Annotated in this window: 14 protein-coding genes; 11 read left to right on the forward strand and 3 right to left on the reverse strand. The window is 70.9% G+C overall.

The window, feature by feature from the left end; genetic code table 11:
- Positions 1-5 precede the first annotated feature (5 nt).
- From AB0E14_RS02030 to AB0E14_RS02060, 7 genes are all read left to right on the forward strand, one after another.
- Positions 6-419, forward strand: coding sequence for a roadblock/LC7 domain-containing protein (locus AB0E14_RS02030; RefSeq protein WP_030325548.1), 414 nt, complete (start codon positions 6-8; stop codon positions 417-419).
- A 141-nt stretch (positions 420-560) separates the two neighbouring features.
- On the forward strand, positions 561-968 hold the full coding sequence (locus tag AB0E14_RS02035) for a DUF742 domain-containing protein (protein ID WP_147979834.1): 408 nt from the start codon (positions 561-563) through the stop codon (positions 966-968).
- Positions 949-1,530, forward strand: a complete 582-nt coding sequence (locus AB0E14_RS02040) for an ATP/GTP-binding protein (protein WP_137993156.1) — start codon at positions 949-951, stop codon at positions 1,528-1,530. Before AB0E14_RS02035 ends, AB0E14_RS02040 begins: the two co-directional genes overlap by 20 nt.
- Before the next feature lie 339 nt (positions 1,531-1,869).
- Complete coding sequence (locus AB0E14_RS02045) at positions 1,870-5,097, forward strand: nitrate- and nitrite sensing domain-containing protein (RefSeq protein WP_362410419.1); 3,228 nt, start codon at positions 1,870-1,872, stop codon at positions 5,095-5,097.
- 7 nt (positions 5,098-5,104) lie between these two features.
- Positions 5,105-5,518, forward strand: coding sequence for a roadblock/LC7 domain-containing protein (locus AB0E14_RS02050; protein WP_005311461.1), 414 nt, complete (start codon positions 5,105-5,107; stop codon positions 5,516-5,518).
- A 93-nt stretch (positions 5,519-5,611) separates the two neighbouring features.
- Complete coding sequence (locus AB0E14_RS02055) at positions 5,612-6,172, forward strand: DUF742 domain-containing protein (RefSeq protein WP_362410422.1); 561 nt, start codon at positions 5,612-5,614, stop codon at positions 6,170-6,172.
- Complete coding sequence (locus tag AB0E14_RS02060) at positions 6,153-6,734, forward strand: ATP/GTP-binding protein (RefSeq protein WP_050791473.1); 582 nt, start codon at positions 6,153-6,155, stop codon at positions 6,732-6,734. Before AB0E14_RS02055 ends, AB0E14_RS02060 begins: the two co-directional genes overlap by 20 nt.
- A 138-nt stretch (positions 6,735-6,872) precedes the next feature.
- Here the strand turns inward: AB0E14_RS02060 and AB0E14_RS02065 are convergent, their stop codons facing one another.
- From AB0E14_RS02065 to AB0E14_RS02075, 3 genes are all read right to left on the reverse strand, one after another.
- Positions 6,873-7,076, reverse strand: coding sequence for an acyl-CoA carboxylase subunit epsilon (locus tag AB0E14_RS02065; protein ID WP_362410425.1), 204 nt, complete (start codon positions 7,074-7,076; stop codon positions 6,873-6,875).
- 14 nt (positions 7,077-7,090) lie between these two features.
- Positions 7,091-8,674, reverse strand: coding sequence for an acyl-CoA carboxylase subunit beta (locus AB0E14_RS02070; RefSeq protein ID WP_362410428.1), 1,584 nt, complete (start codon positions 8,672-8,674; stop codon positions 7,091-7,093).
- Positions 8,675-8,899: 225 nt separating this feature from the next.
- Positions 8,900-12,739 (reverse strand): endo-alpha-N-acetylgalactosaminidase family protein, encoded by a 3,840-nt coding sequence (locus tag AB0E14_RS02075; RefSeq protein WP_362410431.1) that lies wholly within the window; start codon positions 12,737-12,739, stop codon positions 8,900-8,902.
- 219 nt (positions 12,740-12,958) lie between these two features.
- Between AB0E14_RS02075 and AB0E14_RS02080 the strand changes: the two genes are divergently transcribed.
- From AB0E14_RS02080 to AB0E14_RS02095, 4 genes are all read left to right on the forward strand, one after another.
- On the forward strand, positions 12,959-13,570 hold the full coding sequence (locus AB0E14_RS02080; RefSeq protein WP_362410434.1) for a YceI family protein: 612 nt from the start codon (positions 12,959-12,961) through the stop codon (positions 13,568-13,570).
- Between the two features lie 165 nt (positions 13,571-13,735).
- Complete coding sequence (gene dnaN / locus AB0E14_RS02085) at positions 13,736-14,845, forward strand: DNA polymerase III subunit beta (RefSeq protein ID WP_362410437.1); 1,110 nt, start codon at positions 13,736-13,738, stop codon at positions 14,843-14,845.
- A gap of 437 nt (positions 14,846-15,282) precedes the next feature.
- Complete coding sequence (locus AB0E14_RS02090) at positions 15,283-16,701, forward strand: alpha/beta fold hydrolase (protein ID WP_362410440.1); 1,419 nt, start codon at positions 15,283-15,285, stop codon at positions 16,699-16,701.
- A complete protein-coding gene (locus tag AB0E14_RS02095; RefSeq protein ID WP_362410443.1) occupies positions 16,701-18,299 on the forward strand; it encodes an alpha/beta hydrolase in 1,599 nt (532 codons plus the stop codon). Before AB0E14_RS02090 ends, AB0E14_RS02095 begins: the two co-directional genes overlap by 1 nt.
- Positions 18,300-18,339 lie beyond the last annotated feature (40 nt).

The following is an 18,339-nucleotide window of genomic DNA, read 5'->3' on the forward strand; positions in this document are numbered from 1 at the left end:
GCGCGATGAGCCAGGCGGCGCAGAATCTGAACTGGTTGATCACCAATTTCGTGGACAACACCCCCGGGGTGTCCCACACGGTGGTGGTCTCCGCCGACGGTCTGCTCCTTGCCATGTCCGAAGGATTCCCCCGCGACCGCGCCGACCAGCTGGCGGCGGTCGCGTCCGGACTGACCTCGCTGACCGCGGGAGCGTCCCGGATCTTCGAGGGCGGACCCGTGGCGCAGACGGTCGTGGAGATGGAGCGCGGCTTCCTCTTCCTGATGTCCGTCTCCGACGGGTCCTCGCTGGCCGTGCTCGCGCACCCGGAGTGCGACATCGGCCTGGTGGGCTACGAGATGACGCTGCTGGTCGACCGGGCCGGCAGTGTCCTCACCCCGGATCTCCGTGCGGAGCTCCAGGGCAGCCTGCTGCACTAGCCCCGCACCGTTGCACGTAGCGACAGAGCGGTACGCCCCTCCGTACCGCTCTGGGCACCAGAAACCGTCCGGCCGCCCCATCCGGCCCCCCACCGGCCCCATCAGACGGCATGACCTCGTGCCGTCACGCCCGGAGGATTCATGACCCCGCCCCCCGCCTCTCACGATCCGTACGGCGCCTCCCTCGACGAGTCGTACGGACATGAGGGCGACCAGCCGCTGGTCCGGCCCTACGCCATGACCGGCGGCCGGACCCGGCCGAGGTACCAACTCGCCATAGAGGCCTTGGTCAGCACCACGGCCGACCCGGCGCATCTCGCCACCCTGCTTCCCGAGCACCAGCGCATCTGCCACCTGTGCCGTGAGGTCAAGTCGGTGGCCGAGGTGTCGGCGCTTCTGTCGATGCCGCTCGGTGTGGCCCGGATCCTCGTCGCCGACCTGGCGGAGGCGGGCATGGTGGCGATCCACCAGCCGGGTAACGGAGAGGCCGGCGGCACGCCGGACGTGACACTGCTCGAAAGGGTGCTCAGTGGACTTCGCAAGCTCTAGCGGCGGTGCCGCCCGTTCTACCACCAGCGCGAAGATCGTGGTGGCGGGTGGCTTCGGCGTGGGCAAGACCACGTTCGTCGGCGCCGTCTCGGAGATCAACCCGCTGCGTACCGAGGCCGTGATGACCTCGGCCTCGGCCGGGATCGACGACCTGACGCACACCGGCGACAAGACCACCACGACGGTGGCGATGGACTTCGGCCGTATCACCCTGGACCAGGACCTGATCCTGTACCTCTTCGGTACGCCGGGCCAGGACCGCTTCTGGTTCATGTGGGACGACCTGGTCCGGGGCGCCATCGGCGCCGTGGTGCTGGTCGACACGCGCCGCCTCGCCGACTGCTTCCCCGCTGTCGACTACTTCGAGAACAGCGGCCTGCCGTTCGTCATCGCCCTCAACGGCTTCGACGGCCACCAGCCGTACAACCCGGAGGAGGTCCGCGAGGCCCTCCAGATCGGTCCGGACGCTCCGATCATCACCACCGACGCCCGTCACCGCGCGGACGCGAAGAGTGCTCTGATCACGCTGGTGGAGCACGCGTTGATGGCACGACTCAAGTAGGAGAACGCGTACGGAAGTTGTCGTACGCCCTTCGGGAGGCGGTCTGTGTCCTTTGCCACGGTCCGCCTCTCCCTTCATAACGTTTCGACAGAGAATTGCGGCGCCTCGGACACCCGACGCATCCGAGCGGTACCACTGCGCTCACATGAGCCCCGTCATTTGGCGGGGCTCGTTCTTTATGCCCGTTTTATCTGGGCCGCGGGCGGCGGAAACCGGAAGCTCCGGGCTGTTTGGAAGGGAGCCCTTTCACGTGCTGCAATTCATGAACTCCCGAGTAGTACGGCCCTGAACGAAACACCGGCACAACGTAGGTGCCGACGCCGAGAGGTTGTTGGTCGAGTGAGGCGAAGCAAGGAAAGCTCCGCGGAGCAGCAGGCGCGCGGCAACTTCACGCCGCCGGCACGCACGGTGGCGTCCCCCGCCGACATCGCGGTGCCCGTGACGCCCCCTGCCTCGAGCGGCAAGGGCAGCTCCAGCAAGCTGTCCCCGCGCAACTGGCGCGTACCGACCAGGCTGAACGCGATCCTCCTCATACCCGTGCTCGTCGGCCTGGTCATGGGCGGCTTCCAGGTCAACGGGGCCATCAACACGTGGCAGGAGGCCCAGAACGCCGAGAAGACGGCGCTGATCGTGCGCGCCGCCTCGGAGTACAGCCAGGCCCTGCTGGACGAGCGTGACCTCACCGCCGTCCCCCTGCTGACGGCCAAGTCCGCCGAGGACCGCAAGAGCGACGAGGTCACGAAGGCCTACGCCGCCACCGACGCCGCCAAGGTCAAGTTCGACGAGGCCGTCAAGGACATGCCGGAGGGCGAGGGCCTGGAGCGCCGCCTGCGGCTGTTCCAGGACGAGGAGCCCAAGCTCGAGAAGCTTCGCCAGGCCGCGTACACCACCGCTCTCGACCCGGTGAACACGCAGCTCGGCTACACCGGCGTGCAGCACTACCTGATGGAGTTCTCCAACGAGCTCGGTCTCGGCACGACCAACGTGACCGCCTACGGCCGTACGCTCTACGCCGTCCAGCTCGCCAAGGGCGCCGAGTCGCTCCAGCGCTCGATCGGCACCCAGCTCCTGGTCCGGCCCAGCAAGACGGACGCCGTCTTCGCTCAGCAGTCGGTGGCCCTGAACTCGTACAACTACCTGGAGCAGATCGCCCTCGGCGAGTACAACTCCGGTGGTACCCAGGCGGACGTGGACCGGCTGAAGCAGGTCATGTCCGGCAAGGCCGCCGAGGGTGAGAAGAAGATGCAGGCGGCCGGCATCACGCTGCCCAAGGGCCCGGACGGCTCGGTCTTCACCGGGATGGCCAAGGAGATCGGCTCCGCCAAGGACGCCGACGCGATCAAGGACCTCCAGCAGAAGGGCATCACGCCCGAGACCTGGATGGCCGTGGCCACCGGCAAGTTCGACGGCTACACCGAGATCGAGAAGGAGCTCGTCGACAAGGCCGTGGCCGAGGCCGCCGAGATCTCCTCCGACGCCCAGACCGACGCCTACGTCACCGGTGGCATCACCGTCATCGCGCTCCTCGCCGCCTTCATCCTCGCCGGGATGATGGCCCGGCAGATGAGCCGCTCGATGCGCGAGCTGCGCACCGCCGCCTTCGCCATCGCCGAGCAGCGCCTGCCGATGCTCGTCGACCAGCTCTCGCGGACCGAGCCGGGCCGGGTGGACACCCGCGTCCAGCCCATCCCGATCGACTCCCAGGACGAGATCGGCGAGGTCGCCCGCGCCTTCGACCAGGTCCACCGCGAGGCCGTCCGGCTCGCCGCCGAGCAGGCCATGCTGCGGGGCAACGTCAACGCGATCTTCACCAACCTCTCGCGCCGCAACCAGTCGCTGATCGAGGGCCAGCTGACCCTCATCACGGACCTGGAGAACAACGAGGCCGACCCGGACCAGCTGGAGAACCTCTTCAAGCTGGACCACCTGGCCACCCGTATGCGCCGCAACGGCGAGAACCTCCTCGTCCTCGCCGGCGAGGAGCCGGGCCGCCGCTGGGACCAGCCGGTGCCGCTGGTCGACGTCATGCGCGCCGCCTCCTCCGAGGTGGAGCAGTACGAGCGCATCGAGCTGGCCGGTGTCCCGGAGGCCGAGATCCACGGCCAGGCCGTGACCGACCTCGTGCACCTGCTCGCCGAGCTCCTGGAGAACGCCACCACGTTCTCCTCCCCGCAGACCAAGGTCCGCGTCACCGCGACCCGGCTGCCCGACGGCCGCGTGATGGTCGAGATCCACGACAAGGGCATCGGCCTCACCGCCGAGGACTTCGCGGACATCAACCACAAGCTGGCCAACCCGCCGACCGTGGATGCCGCCGTCTCGCAGCGCATGGGCCTGTTCGTGGTCGGCCGGCTGGCCGACCGGCACGGCATCCGGGTCCAGCTGCGCCCCTCGGGCGAGCAGGCCGGTACGACCTCGCTCGTCATGCTGCCGGACGCGATCACCCACGGTGGTGGTGGCGAGCAGCTCCCCGAGAACGACTTCACGGTCTCGCAGATCATCCCGCAGCAGCAGGGCCACGCCTTCGAGCCGGTGCAGCCGCAGATGCGGACCGCGGCGGAGCTGGGCTTCGACGACTCCCGCTACGAGCAGCCGGCGGAGGACCGCCAGCTCGACCCGGTGAACCGTTCGCTCCAGCGCGAGGAGCGCCGGGCGGCCCTGGAGTCGCAGGCGCACGGTGGCGACCGTCCGATGTTCCGGGACGAGGTCGACCCCGCGCACCAGGGCTACGCGCCCCAGGAGCAGGAGTACGCCGGGCAGGAGTACGGGCAGCAGGAGCAGGAGTACGCCCAGGAGTACGCGGGCGACTACGGCCAGCCCCAGCAGGCTCAGCAGCACGACGGCTACGACTACGCCCAGCAGGGCTACGACGGCTACGACCAGGCCGCCGGCGGCTACCCCGAGAACGGCTATGCGGAAGCGGGCTATCCGGTCCACGAGGCCGACCAGGGGTCGTACCAGCACGGCTACGAGCCCCAGGGCCAGCAGGCACAGTGGCCGGATCAGGCTCTCTACCAGGGCGGCTACGAGCAGAGCTACGGGGCGGAAGCGGAATCTGTTCCCAGCGCTCCCGAAGCGGCCGCCGACCGCGTAGGCTTCGACCGTCCGGGTTCGACTCCGAACCCCACCCCGGACGCCGGCCACGCGCTGACCGACGCCGGTCTGCCGCGTCGCGGCAGCACCGCCGCGCAGGGCCCGCAGCCCACGCGGCAGTCGGCGCAGGCTCCGGTTCAGCAGCCGGTGCCGGTCCACCAGAACGAAGCCGACGGTTCCGACGAATGGCGCTCGACGAACGACGAGCGCTGGCAGCGGGCCGAGAAGCTCCGCGACCCGAAGGCCGGCGGGGTCACCTCCTCCGGACTGCCGAAGCGGGTCCCCAAGGCCAACCTGGTCGAGGGCACGGCGGAGCAGACCCCGCAGGGCGGCCCCCAGGTCTCCCGCGCTCCTGAGGACGTCCGGGGCAGGTTGAGCAACCTGCGCCGGGGTGTCCAGCAGGGACGCACCGCGGGAACGGACACGAACGGATCGGGCCTCGGCCCGGGCAGTACCTACAACCAGGAGCGTTAGTGTGAGCATGAGCCAGGCGGCGCAGAATCTGAACTGGTTGATCACCAACTTCGTGGACAACACCCCCGGGGTGTCCCACACGGTGGTGGTCTCCGCCGACGGACTCCTGCTGGCGATGTCCGAGGGGTTCCCCCGGGACCGTGCCGACCAGCTTGCGGCCGTCGCCTCCGGACTGACCTCGCTGACCGCGGGCGCGTCCCGGATCTTCGAGGGCGGTGCGGTCAACCAGACCGTCGTGGAGATGGAGCGCGGCTTCCTCTTCATCATGTCGATCTCGGACGGCTCCTCGCTGGCCGTGCTCGCGCACCCGGAGGCCGACATCGGTCTCGTGGGCTACGAGATGGCTCTGCTGGTCGACCGTGCGGGCAGTGTCCTGACGCCTGACCTCCGGGCGGAACTTCAGGGAAGTCTTCTCAACTAACAGACAGACAGTGCGTTTCACGCCACCGCACCGTAAGGTGCGGTGGCGCGGCTCCACAGGGACATGGACCGCGAGGCAGTCGGAGGAGGAGACGTGGGGACACCCCCGGGCGGACACCCGTACAACGGTTTTGACGCGCACGCGCAGGCAGACACCGCGCAGAACCGGTTCAACTTCCCCTCTGCCCCGAGCAGACAGGGCGTGCAGCAGCCCTACCAGCACCCGCAGGCGCAGCAGCCGCAGGTGGGTGCGCCCGCCGCCCAGCGGAATCCGGGCGGCGCGCGAGGTACGGGCGGCAGCCAGAGCGGGAACAACAACCCGCTCGTGCGCCCGTACGCCATGACCGGCGGCCGGACCCGGCCGCGGTACCAGCTCGCCATCGAGGCGCTGGTCAGTACGACGGCCGATCCGTCCCGGCTGCAGGGGCAGTTGCCCGAGCACCAGCGGATCTGCCGACTGTGCTTCGAGATCAAGTCGGTCGCCGAGATCTCGGCACTTCTCTCCATCCCCCTCGGCGTTGCCCGGATCCTCGTCGCCGACCTGGCGGAGGCCGGACTTGTCGCCATCCACCAGCCCGGCGGCGACGAGGCCGCCGGCGGTCAGCCAGACGTGACACTGCTCGAAAGGGTGCTCAGTGGACTTCGCAAGCTCTAGCGGCGGCGCGGCCCGTTCAACCACCAGCGCGAAGATCGTGGTGGCGGGTGGCTTCGGCGTGGGCAAGACCACGTTCGTCGGCGCCGTCTCGGAGATCAACCCGCTGCGTACCGAGGCCGTCATGACGTCTGCGTCCGCGGGCATCGACGACCTCACGCACACCGGCGACAAGACGACGACGACTGTCGCGATGGACTTCGGCCGTATCACCCTGGACCAGGACCTGATCCTGTACCTCTTCGGTACGCCGGGCCAGGACCGCTTCTGGTTCATGTGGGACGACCTGGTGCGCGGTGCCATCGGCGCCGTCGTGCTGGTCGACACGCGCCGCCTCGCCGACTGCTTCCCCGCCGTCGACTACTTCGAGAACAGCGGCCTGCCGTTCGTCATCGCCCTCAACGGCTTCGACGGCCACCAGCCGTACAACCCGGAGGAGGTCCGCGAGGCCCTCCAGATCGGCCCGGACACGCCGATCATCACCACCGACGCCCGCCACCGCGCGGACGCCAAGAGCGCGCTCATCACGCTCGTCGAGCACGCGCTGATGGCCCGCCTGCGGTAGCACTCCGCCGGTTCGGCTACGAAAGGGCCCGCCCCACCGTCCGACGGTGCGGCGGGCCCTTCGTCGTACAGGTGCGCGTCGGTGGTATGGCGAAGGCCCCGTCTCCGGGTGGAGACGGGGCCTTCGGTGCGCTGGGGGTCAGCGCCAGCTGTGCGGGGCGCGGAAGCCGTTCTCGCGCTCCAGGCGGCGCCAGCCGGCCGTGGAGCGGCCGGACGGCGTCGTGTCGTCACCGGTCGTGGAGGCGGCGCGGGCGAGCAGGACCGCGGTGATCGCGGCCAGCTCCTCGGGGTCGGCGTGGCCCTTCTCGACGCGGAGAAGGTTGGCTGTGGCAGGCGTGGTCACGTCTGTGGCTCCTCTTACTGAGGCGGGTTGCCGTGCTTGCGGGACGGCAGGTCGGCGTGCTTGGTGCGGAGCATCGCGAGGGACCGGATGAGGACCTCCCGGGTCTCGACGGGGTCGATCACGTCGTCGACCAGACCCCGCTCCGCGGCGTAGTACGGGTGCATCAGCTCGGCCTTGTACTCCTTGACCATGCGGGCCCGCATGGCGTCCGAGTCCTCGGCCTCCGCGATCTGCTTGCGGAAGATGACGTTGGCGGCCCCTTCGGCGCCCATCACCGCGATCTCGTTGGTCGGCCAGGCGTACGTCAGGTCGGCGCCGATGGACTGGGAGTCCATGACGATGTACGCGCCGCCGTACGCCTTGCGCAGGATCAGGCTGATCCGGGGCACGGTCGCGTTGCAGTACGCGTACAGCAGCTTCGCGCCGTGGCGGATGATTCCACCGTGCTCCTGGTCGACGCCCGGGAGGAAGCCGGGCACGTCCAAAAGGGTGACGATCGGAATATTGAAAGCATCGCACATCTGGACGAAACGGGCGGCCTTCTCCGAGGCCTCGATGTCCAGGACGCCCGCGAGGGACTGCGGCTGGTTGGCGACGATGCCCACGACCTGGCCGTCGAGACGGGCCAGGGCGCAGATGATGTTGCGGGCCCAGCGCTCGTGGATCTCCAGGTAGTCGCCGTCGTCGACGAGCTCCTCGATCACCTTGTGCATGTCGTACGGGCGGTTGCCGTCGGCCGGGACCAGGTCGAGCAGGACGTCCGAGCGGCGGTCCGCCGGGTCCTCGGAGGCCACGGTCGGCGGGTTCTCGCGGTTGTTCTGCGGCAGCATCGACAGGAGGTAGCGCACCTCGGCGATGCAGGTCTCCTCGTCGTCGTACGCGAAGTGCGCGACGCCGCTGGTCTCGGCGTGCACGTCCGCGCCGCCGAGGCCGTTCTGGGTGATCTCCTCGCCGGTGACCGCCTTGACGACGTCCGGGCCGGTGATGAACATCTGCGAGGTCTCGCGGACCATGAAGACGAAGTCCGTGAGGGCCGGGCTGTAGGCGGCGCCACCGGCGCACGGGCCGAGCATCACGGAGATCTGCGGGATGACGCCCGAGGCGCGGGTGTTGCGCTGGAAGATGCCGCCGTAGCCGGCGAGGGCGGAGACGCCCTCCTGGATCCGGGCGCCCGCGCCGTCGTTCAGGGAGACCAGCGGCGCACCGGCCGCGATCGCCATGTCCATGATCTTGTGGATCTTGGTGGCGTGGGCCTCGCCGAGGGCGCCGCCGAAGATCCGGAAGTCGTGCGCGTAGACGAAGACGGTCCGGCCCTCGACCGTGCCCCAGCCGGTGATGACACCGTCGGTGTACGGCTTCTTGGCCTCCAGGCCGAAGCCCTGCGCACGGTGCCGGCGCAGCTGCTCGACCTCGTTGAAGGAACCGGCGTCGAGGAGCAGCTCGATGCGCTCACGAGCGGTGAGCTTGCCCTTGGCGTGCTGCGCCTCGGTCGCCCGGTCGCTCGGCCCGCGTCGGGCCTCCTCGCGCAGGGCGTGCAGCTCGGCCACACGGCCTCGGGCGTCGGTCGGCTCGCTCGGGATCTGGTCCACAACGGTCATGTACCGACCCTACGAAGTCGACCAAGGAAATCCCGCCGTCGACTCCGTACAGTCTCCCGAGCCGAATCCTGGTGGAGTAAGACAGAACCGGGATCGATGCCGACCGAGTCGACAGCCCAGGGGCCCCCGTCTTTGTGGGTTCTCCACATAGCCACCGGAGGTCGCCCATGGGCGACACAGCGGCGCCCCACCGTACCGGGTAGGTGCGGTGGGGCGCCGTCGCGGTCAGGCTCCGCAGTGGAACCGGGCGTTCCCCCAGTCCGCGTGGTCGTTGCCGTTGCCGTCGCCGCCGTCGCCCGCCACCAGCTCGACGTAGTCGGCTCCGGTGACGTCGGCGGTGAGCGACCAGGCCGGGTCGGTCGCCTTCAGGACCGGGGACGCGACCTTCTCCGTACCGTCGGCGAGGACGCTGAACGCGACCGTACCCCGCGTGGTCTGGACGTCGTCCACGCCCACCTCGGCGGTGAAGGAGGTGCACTTCCCGCCCAGGTAGTAGCGGACCTTGGCCGGGGCGTGGGTGCCCAGGCCCTTCGTGTACGTCACGCCCCCGACCTTGAGCGGGCCGCCGTCGCCGGTGCCCGTCTCGCCGTTGGAGCCGTCCCGTTCGACCGGCCCCCAGCCGTTGGTGGCCGAGGTCCACTCCAGGTCGCTCGCCCAGCTGTCGGCGGTGGGCGCCGGGGGAAGGGTGCGGACCGTGGTGCCGGCGGTCAGCTTCCGGGCCTCTCCCCCGACGGTGTAGGTGAGCGCCGCCCCGAGGGCGTACGGCTGGTGGGCGGCGTCCGCCGGGGGTGTCACCTGCCAGGTCGCGGTCGCCCTGGCGCCGGCCGCGACCGTGCCGAGGGCCACCGGGGCGGCCGGTTCGGCGGTCCAGCCCGCGGGCAGTTCGAGGGTGGCGGAGGCGCCGGAGACCGCGCCGCTCTCGTCGTTGGTGAAGGTGGCCGTGACCTGGTTCGGGCGGCCCGGCTCCAGGGTCTCCGGGGCGGCGAGGGCCAGGGTGCCGCAGGCGGCCTTCTCGGGCGCGGGGCCCAGGTCGGTCACGGTGAAGCCGTCCAGGACGAAGTCGGCGCCGTCGGGGGCGTCGGCGCGCTTGCGCAGCCCGGTCCAGGTGTCGCCGCAGCCGGCCGTCACGGTCTCGGTGAAGTGCCCGGTGGTGCGCTGCTGTCCCAGCGGCGTACGGCGGGTCTCCACCGAGGTCCCGTCGGCGCGGTCGTAGCCGGTGACCCACTCGTAGGCGCCGGCGTGGCTGGACTGGTGGTCGTACGCGACGCGGTAGAGGTGCCCGTCCTTCATCGGGACCGTCCAGGGGGCGGTGCGGTAGACCAGGCCGCTGTTCTCGTCGTGGGACTTCAGCGACTCGGCGCCGCCGATGACGTCGTCGATCAGCTTCCCGTTCCAGCCGGACTGGGTGTACGGGGCGTGGAGCTGGGCGATGTGCGTGCGGGGGTCGGTCGTCCCGCCGGAGTCGCCCTTGAGGAAGGGGCCCCAGCCCTGGTCGACGGCCTCGAAGTCCTCGTACGCGAGGGCGCCGGCCTTGGTCGCGGGGGCGTTCGCGACGATCCGGACGTCGTCGACCCGGACGGTGGCGGCGGAGCCGCCCGCCGCCTGGAGCTTGAAGGTGGTGGAGCCGTCGGCGGGCGCGGTGAAGGTGACCTTGGCGCGCTGGAAGCGGGTGCCGTTCCAGTCGGAGGCGGCGACCCTGTCCTCGACGGCAGAGCGCTCCACCGTGACGGACCTCCCGCCGACGAAGAGCGTGGTCGGGCGGGTCTTCCCGGGCTCGACCTCGATCAGCGCGGAGGCGGTGTATCGGGTGCCGGGGGTGAGTCCGGTGATCCGCTGCTGGAGGGACGCGGTCGTGGATCCGGTGAGCGCGGCGCTGTTGCGGCCCTGGTCGTCGGTGTGGCGGGCGACCGTGCCGGTCGTGGACCAGGCCCGCAGCCGCGCGTCGTTGAAGCCGGGGTCGTCGACCGGGGTGCCCTGGCCCCAGTGCGGGTCGCGGGGCGCGGGGGCGCGGTCGGGGTAGAGGACGTAGGGCTGACCGGCGACGGCGTCGAGCGTGACGCGGCCGTCGACCGGCCGGACGGTCGCGGTCTGGACGCGGCCGTTGTCGGTGAGCTTGTGGACGGTGTACGAGCGGGTGCCGGCGGGCACGGCCCAGGTCGTCCGCCCGCCGCTCCTGTTGTAGTGGTAGAGCTTCTTCCCGCCGTCCCAGGGCAGCAGGTAGTTCTCGCCGTCGAGGACCTTGCGGCCGTTCTCGTAGAACGTGCGGCGGCCGTCCTCGACGGTGCCGCGCACGCCGCCGGTGAAGGTGAGGTCGTTGCCGTTCCAGCGGGTGATCCGCTGCTGCTGGAGGTACTTGGCGGGCAGGTTCTTCTGCCAGATGTTGGCGTAGAAGTGGTTCCAGTCGGTCTCGCCGGTCCAGCCCTCGAAGTCCTCCAGGGCGGTCTGGCCGAGGACCGGGTGGTTGTTCCAGACGTCCTTCTCTCCGTTGCGGATGAAGCGGACGATCTGGGAGTTGAGGCCCTTGTTGGTGGCGCCGCCGTAGTTCAGGTCGTTGGCCCAGTGGGACCAGAGCGAGGCCCGCTCGAACTTCTCGGACCACTCGGTGGCGACGTTCCAGCCCTGCCCCTGGACGGCCTGCATCGTCTTGTCGGCGATCCAGCCGTGCGTGTAGTAGACGTCGATGTAGAGCATCGACAGGTTCGGGTCGGTCTCGTCGCGGAGTTGCTGGAAGCGGCGGGCGAGGTCGCCGCTGTTGATGTCGCGGCGCTGGTCGATGTAGTAGCTCTGGTTGAGCCAATTCCAGCCGGGCTTGGTCCTGTCGACGAGCGTCTCGCTGAAGTTCTTCGCCTCGGGGTACGACTCGGTGGCGTTGACGTGGACGCCGAAGCCCGCGCCCCACTTCCGGCCCTCCTTCAGGAGGGTGTTGAGGTCGGCGAGACCGCCGGCGCGCTTGTTGTAGTTGCCGCCGTAGTCGGGGTGCGCGGAGTCGTGGCCCTCGGAGCCGTACCCCTTGAGCAGGGCGAACTGGCCCAGCCCGTCGGTGGCCAGGGAGATCCGCTTGACGTCGTCGAGGGTGCGCAGGAAGGGGTGGGTGGCGTTGGAGGCGAAGTTGAACGGGATGTGGGCGATCACCCGGTCCGGGGTCTCGTCACCGCCCGGGGCCTTGATCCCGATGGCGGGGAAGGCGAGCGCGCCGTCCTGCCAGTCCGTCCGCCCGTCGGCGTTGGCGTCGGGGGTGACGACGACCTTGGCCCAGGGGAGGTTGTCGCCGCTCTCGGGGGCGGGCGCGCCCGCGCCCCGGTAGGTCCACTGTCCCGACCAGACGCCGACGCGGGTCTCGGCGCCGTTCTTGCGGGCCTGGTGCCAGAAGCGGGCGCCGTCGCGGGCGCTCTGGCCCGAGGGCTTGTCGTACGAGGAGTTGGACTCGACGGCGGCGGCGAGGGAGCCGGTGTTGACGATCGCGTAGCTCGCGCCGGTGGGAGCGGCCTCCGCCGGGGTGGCGTCGGTGATGTCGGCGAAGACGTCGGCGGTACGGGTGGAGTCGGGGTCGAGCCGGGTGAAGGCGGTCTCGGCGCCGGCGTCGGAGGAGCCGACGGAGACCAGGTCGTGGCCGGGTATGTCGATCGTGCCGACGCGGAAGGCCTCGGTGTCGCGGACGGCGGTGACCTTGAAGGTGGTGGTCCGGCCGCTGACGCTCAGGCGCGCGTCGATCTCGACGCCTGCCAGAGCCGGGAAGGTGAGGGTGTACGCCGCGCCGGCGGCGGTCAGGACGGGCGCGCCCTTGGCCTGGACGGGGTAGGCCGTCCCGTTGAGGACGACCTGGGTGACCGGGGCCGTACTGCCGAGGAGGCGGGCGCCGGTGGCGCGGTCCGTGTACGAGAGGACGCGTGGGAAGTCCTGGGCGACGGCGACGGAGAGCCGGTCGGAGTGGATGACGCTCTCGGCGGTGGCGCCCGCCGGGCTCTCCTCCTGCGCGAGGGCAGGTCCCGACAGGGCGAACACGGCGGACGACGCTGCGGCGAGCGCGCAGGCGGCACGGATTCTTCGCGACTTGGGGAGGGGCATGGGGACTAGTTGGGCCCGCGCGGCGGGCACCGTCAACGAGATCGCGGCCCGTCGGCTCCGGCAGTCCAAGAACCGCCTCCGGTTAGTCCAAGCGGGTGGACGTCGGGGCCGATCGAGGGAACATCGGGCAGAGATGTTGAATGTTGAACGGAATAGCGCTACGGTGGTTCTTGTTGAAGGTTCAACGAACTGGAACTCCGTCCCCCCAAGGAGCACGTCATGGGCATCTTCGGCCGCAAGAACACCGACGCCACCACCGCAGTCGCCACCCTCCCCGTCGACCCGGCACTGGCCGCGCTGACCGGCACGTACGCGATCGACCCGGCGCACAGCAGCATCGGCTTCACCGTCCGTCACGCGATGGTCACCAACGTGCGCGGCTCCTTCGGCGAGCACGAGGGCACCCTCAACCTGGACGGCTCGAACCCGGGCGCCTCCACCGCCACGATCGACGTCAAGATCGCCTCGATCGACACCGGCATCGGCGACCGTGACGGCCACCTGCGCAGCGGCGACTTCTTCGACGCCGAGCAGTTCCCGCTGATGACCTTCCGTTCGACCGAGGCCGCGCAGCTGGGCGGCGACAAGTACCGCATCACCGGCGAACTGACGATCAAGGACGTCACGAAGCCGCTCTCGATCGACCTGGAGTTCAACGGCACCGCCACGGACCCCTACGGCAACGAGCGCGTCGGCTTCGAGGGCTCGGCCGAGATCCTGCGCTCCGACTGGGGCCTGACCTGGAACGCCGCGCTGGAGACCGGCGGTGTGGTGGTCAGCGACAAGGTGAAGCTGAACTTCGACATCTCCGCGATCAAGGCCGCCGCCTGATCCGTCGCGGCGCACAGCCGCAGCACAACGAGCGCGCCCGCCTCTCCGCCACGACGGAGGGCGGGCGCTCGGCGTTCCACGGCGGCACGGACGACCGGGCGGCCGCTCTTTGGATGAATCGCCTGGTCAGCGCCGTTGTCAGTGGGGGCGGTTAGCGTCGGCGGCATGGAATTCCGTATCGACGGCAGTGAGTTGACCGACGCCGTGGCCTGGGCCGCGCGCGTTCTCCCCGCGCGGTCCCCCGTGCCCGTGCTCGGCGGGTTGCTCCTGGAGGCGAGAGACGGGCGGCTGCGGGTCTCCGGGCTCGACTACGAGGCGTCGGCGCGCATCGAGGTCGAGGCGGAGACCGTACGGGAGGGCCGCGCGCTGGTGCTCGGGCGGCGGCTGCTCGACATCTGCAAGGTGCTGCCCAAGGGGCCGGTGGAGAGCGCGATCGAGGGGGCGCGGCTCTCGGTGACGGGCGGGGACGCCCGGTTCGGGCTCTCGCTGCTGCCGCTGGACGACTATCCGGCGCAGCCGGAACTGCCCGCGTTCCGGGGCGTGGTGGAGGCGGACGCCTTCGCCGCGGCGGTCGGGCAGGTCGCCGTGGCGGCCGGCCGGGACGACTCGCTGCCGGTCCTGACGGGCATCCGGCTGGCCCTGGACGGGTCGACGATGACGCTGGCCGCGACCGACCGGTACCGGTACGCGGTGCGGGCGCTGGAGTGGAAGCCGGAGGGCGAGGGTGGGGGTGAGGCCGGTGCGGACGTGGTCGTGCCCGCGCGGCGGCTGACCGAGATCGCCCGCTCGCTGGCCTCGGCCGCGGGACCGGTCCGGCTCGCCCTCGACGGCGGCTCGATCGGCTTCGAGAGCGGGGGCACCCGGACGACGACCCGGCTGCTCGACGGCCGGCTCCCCCGCCACGACAAGCTGTTCTCGCTCGGCGAGCACGCCGTCGCCGTGACGGAGCGGGCTCCGCTGGTCGAGGCCGTGAAGCGGGTCGCGGTGGTCGCGGAGGGCGACAGTCCGGTCCAGCTCGCCTTCACCCCGGACGCCGTGCACCTCCAGGCGGGCTACGAGGACGACGTGGCCTCGCAGCGGCTCGCGGCGGCCCTGGAAGGCGCGGAGGCGATGACGGTCGCCTTCAATCCGGGGTATCTGCTGGACGCGCTCGGCTCCTTCGACACCGACACGGTCCGCCTCCACCTGCTCGGCCCCGGCCAGCGCGCCCTGATCACGGACCGGGCGGACGGGCGCCATCAGCACCTGCTCATGTCGGTGAAGCCCCTGGTGTAGCTCCCGCCCCGGCCCTTCCACCTCCGGTCTCTCCGTCGTGACCGCCCTCGGAGTGACACCCACGCCCCAAGTGGAGCCCACGAGTGGTGGGCGTCCTTCCGCCCGCTCAGGCTGACGTACGCAGTGCCCGCCCCGATCACGCGGCGGCGGGCGGAGCCGCGCGGCAGTGCCCCTGTCCGGGGCCGCCGCGGACGTCAGAGAGACGGAATCACATGGCGGAACAGGACATCACACACGGCTGCCTGCCGTTCGCACGCGGGAGCGGCAGGCCGGTACGACATCGGACGCCGCGCCACCCACCGCGCCGCTCCCGGCGGTCACCCACCGGGCTTGCACTCGCCGCGGCCGGTCTGGCATTCCTGGGCGCGGTCGGTGCGGCACCGACCAGCGCCGTCCCACCCCTCGGCGGGCCCCGCCCGGGAGGTCCGGCGCGGTTCGTGCCCGGTCCCTGCCCGGAGGCGCCCGAAGAGATCCCCGGGCGGTGCGGGGTTCTGGAGGTCCCCGAGAACCGCACACACCGCGGCGGACGGACCATCAAACTGGCCGTCGCCATCATTCCGGCCACGTCGAAGAAACCCGCCGGGGACCCGGTGGTCTTCATGGAAGGGGGGCCCGGCGGCGACGCGATCGGGGCGATCCCCTTCCTGATCGATTCCGGCGTGAACCGGGATCGGGATCTGATCGTCATGACCCAGCGCGGCGGGCCCTACTCCCAGCCGTACCTCACCTGCCCGGAGATCGACCGGTTCAACGCGACCGCCGTCGGACTGCCCTACGACGCGCCCTCGACCGGACGGCTGCTGGTCCGCGCGGCGAAGGAGTGCAAGGACCGTCTGACGGCCGACGGAATCCGGCTGAGCAGCTACAACACCACCGAGAACGCGGCCGACTTCGCCGACCTGCGCAAGGCGCTCGGCCTCAAGCGGTGGAACGTCTACGGCTACTCCTACGGCACCGACCTGGCCCTCACCTACCTGCGCCGGCACCCCGAGGGCGTCCGCACGGTGACCATCGACTCGGTCGTGCCGCCGCAGATCGTGAGCCTGCCGTGGGCCTGGGACAGCGCCCAGGAGGGGATCAACACGATCTTCGCGGCGTGCGAGGCCCAGCCGAGCTGCAAGAGCCGCTACCCGAACCTCTCGCGCACGCTGACGGAGCAGGTCAGGCGCCTCGAGGCGAATCCCCTGTCGCTGACGGTGGAGCCGCCCGGCGGCGGCAGCCCGGTGAAGGTCGTCCTCGACGGGGGCACCCTGGTGAACCTGCTGGTCACCAACGGAAGCGCCCTGCCGGCCGCCCAGGTCCCCGCGGCGCTCGACGAACTCGCGCGCGGCAATCCGGAACGCCTGGCGCGGGCACAGGCCGCCGGCGCGGGGACGCCCGTCGTCCCCCAGGCCTACGGTCTGACGCACTCGGTCGTGTGCGCCGAGTGGGCGCCGGGCTTCACGAAGTCCGACATCCTCCAGGCGGGGCGCCGGGCGTTCCCCGGGTGGCCGGACACGGTCCTGACCCATGCGCCGCAGCTTCCCTTCCAGTACGAGCTGTGCCGCGTCTGGAACGTCCCGGACCGCACCGCGATCCAGCGGGTGACCACCCGAAGCAAGGTCCCGACGCTGATCATCTCCGGCTCGTTCGACGCGAAGACGGGCGCGAGCTGGGGGCCGTACGCCGGCCGCACGCTGCCCCGCTCGACCGCCGTGCTGATTCCCGGCATCGGCCACTTCGTGGTCCCCCAGTCGCCCTGTGCGGCGAGCGTCCTGACCTCCTTCCTCGCGCGTCCGGCCTCGCCCGACACCGGCTGCGTGGCGGGGCTCGCCCCTGGTCCGTTCACCCTCACCCCCGAACCGGAGAGAACGTGATGTCCTTCAGCCCACCCCGCCACCGGCGCGCGCCGCGCCGGTTCCCGGCCGCGCTGGCCGGAGCCACCGTCGGCGCCCTCGTCGCCGGCCTGGCCGCGCTGCCCGCCCGGGCCGAGTCCGGCACCGGAACATCGCTCGGCACCGTCGCCCGGACGGCGGGCGACGCCCGCTTCGAGCCCGGCCCCTGCCCGCGGACGGCGGACCCGATCCCCGATCTGGCGCGTGCCCGCTGCGGAACGCTCACCGTCCCGGAGAACCGTTCCCGGCACCCCCGGCACAAGGGGCGGAAGATCACCCTCGCGGTCGCGATCATCCCCGCGGTCGCCACGAGACCGGCACCCGACCCGATCGTGTGGTTCGCCGGCGGGCCCGGCGACGACGCGGTCTCCGAGATCCCGATGGCGGTCGCGGGCGGTCTGAACCGCGACCGGGACGTGATCTTCATGTCCCAGCGCGGGACCTACTCGGCCGACCCCGAGCTCACCTGCCGGAACGTCGACGAATTCGCCGCGCGCTCGCTCGGTCTCGTCTTCGGCGCGCCGTCCACCGGACGTCTGCACGTCCAGGAGACCCGCAAGTGCCGCGACCAGCTGGTGCGGCGCGGAGCCGACCTCAGCGCCTACAACGGCACCGAGAGCAGCGCCGACTACGACGCCCTGCGCAAGGCTCTCGGCATCAGGCAGTGGAACGTGTTCGGCATCTCCTACGGCACCGACCTGGCGCTCCAGTACATGCGCCTGCACCCGAAGGGCATCCGGTCGGTCGGCATCGACGGCGTCCTGCCGCCGTCCCTGGCCGGCGGCGCGGTGACCTGGAAGGCCGCACGCGAGGGCTTCGACGGCATCTTCACGGCATGCGCGCAGCAGCCCGCCTGCAACACCCGCTATCCGAACCTCAAGGCCACCTTCGAGCGCCTCGTGGTCGATCTCGAGGCCAAGCCGCTCACCACCACCGTCACGGTTCCCGGTCAGCCGGAGCCGGTCAAGGTCGTGGTGGACGGCGGGCTCCTGGTGAACTGGCTGACCTTCGCCAGCCATCTCGCGGCCGGAGTGCCCCGCTCCATCGACGAACTGGCCCATGGCAACGCGCAGCGGATCGCCGAGCAGTACGCGGGCGGAAAGTACAGCCCGCAGGCCATCGGCAGGGTCTCCCACGGGCTCGTCTTCGGCGTCTTCTGCAGGGAGTGGACACCGTTCGAGAGCGAGGCCGACGTGATCCGCGCAGGACGGCGCGCGTTCCCGTCGTTCCCCCGCTCGGTGCTGGCCAACGCCCCGCTGCTCAGCTGGATGCACGCGGACTGCCGCGCCTGGGACGTCCCCCCGGCGGACCGCTCGATCCGGCAGCGGACGTACAGCGACATCCCGACGCTCGTCCTGTCCGGAGGGTTCGACGCCCAGACCGCGCCGAGCAGCGGACCGTACGCCGCGCGGACGCTGAGCCGGTCGACCGCCGTCACGGTTCCCTACGTCGCCCACGTGGTCTTCGCCGACTCGCCCTGTGCGCAGACGATCACCCGCTCGTTCTTCGCCACTCCGGGCGCGGCGGACACGCGGTGCCTCGCCGGTCTCCAGCCGCCCGTGTTCGAGATCGGTCCGTAGGGGACGGACTGCGCGGGGACGGGCCGCAAGGCCCGTCCCT

The sequence above is a fragment of the Streptomyces sp. NPDC047981 genome (assembly GCF_040653315.1).
In the GTDB taxonomy this organism is placed as follows: Bacteria; Actinomycetota; Actinomycetes; order Streptomycetales; family Streptomycetaceae; genus Streptomyces.

What these genes read in the sequence shown, in the direction of transcription:
- AB0E14_RS02030 (WP_030325548.1), top strand. Translation starts at nt 6, where the DNA reads ATGAGCCAGGCGGCGCAGAATCTGAACTGGTTGATCACCAATTTCGTG.
- AB0E14_RS02035 (WP_147979834.1), top strand. Translation starts at nt 561, where the DNA reads ATGACCCCGCCCCCCGCCTCTCACGATCCGTACGGCGCCTCCCTCGAC.
- AB0E14_RS02050 (WP_005311461.1), top strand. Translation starts at nt 5,105, where the DNA reads ATGAGCCAGGCGGCGCAGAATCTGAACTGGTTGATCACCAACTTCGTG.
- AB0E14_RS02070 (WP_362410428.1), bottom strand. Translation starts at nt 8,674, where the DNA reads ATGACCGTTGTGGACCAGATCCCGAGCGAGCCGACCGACGCCCGAGGC.
- AB0E14_RS02075 (WP_362410431.1), bottom strand. Translation starts at nt 12,739, where the DNA reads ATGCCCCTCCCCAAGTCGCGAAGAATCCGTGCCGCCTGCGCGCTCGCC.
- AB0E14_RS02080 (WP_362410434.1), top strand. Translation starts at nt 12,959, where the DNA reads ATGGGCATCTTCGGCCGCAAGAACACCGACGCCACCACCGCAGTCGCC.
- dnaN (WP_362410437.1), top strand. Translation starts at nt 13,736, where the DNA reads ATGGAATTCCGTATCGACGGCAGTGAGTTGACCGACGCCGTGGCCTGG.
- AB0E14_RS02095 (WP_362410443.1), top strand. Translation starts at nt 16,701, where the DNA reads ATGTCCTTCAGCCCACCCCGCCACCGGCGCGCGCCGCGCCGGTTCCCG.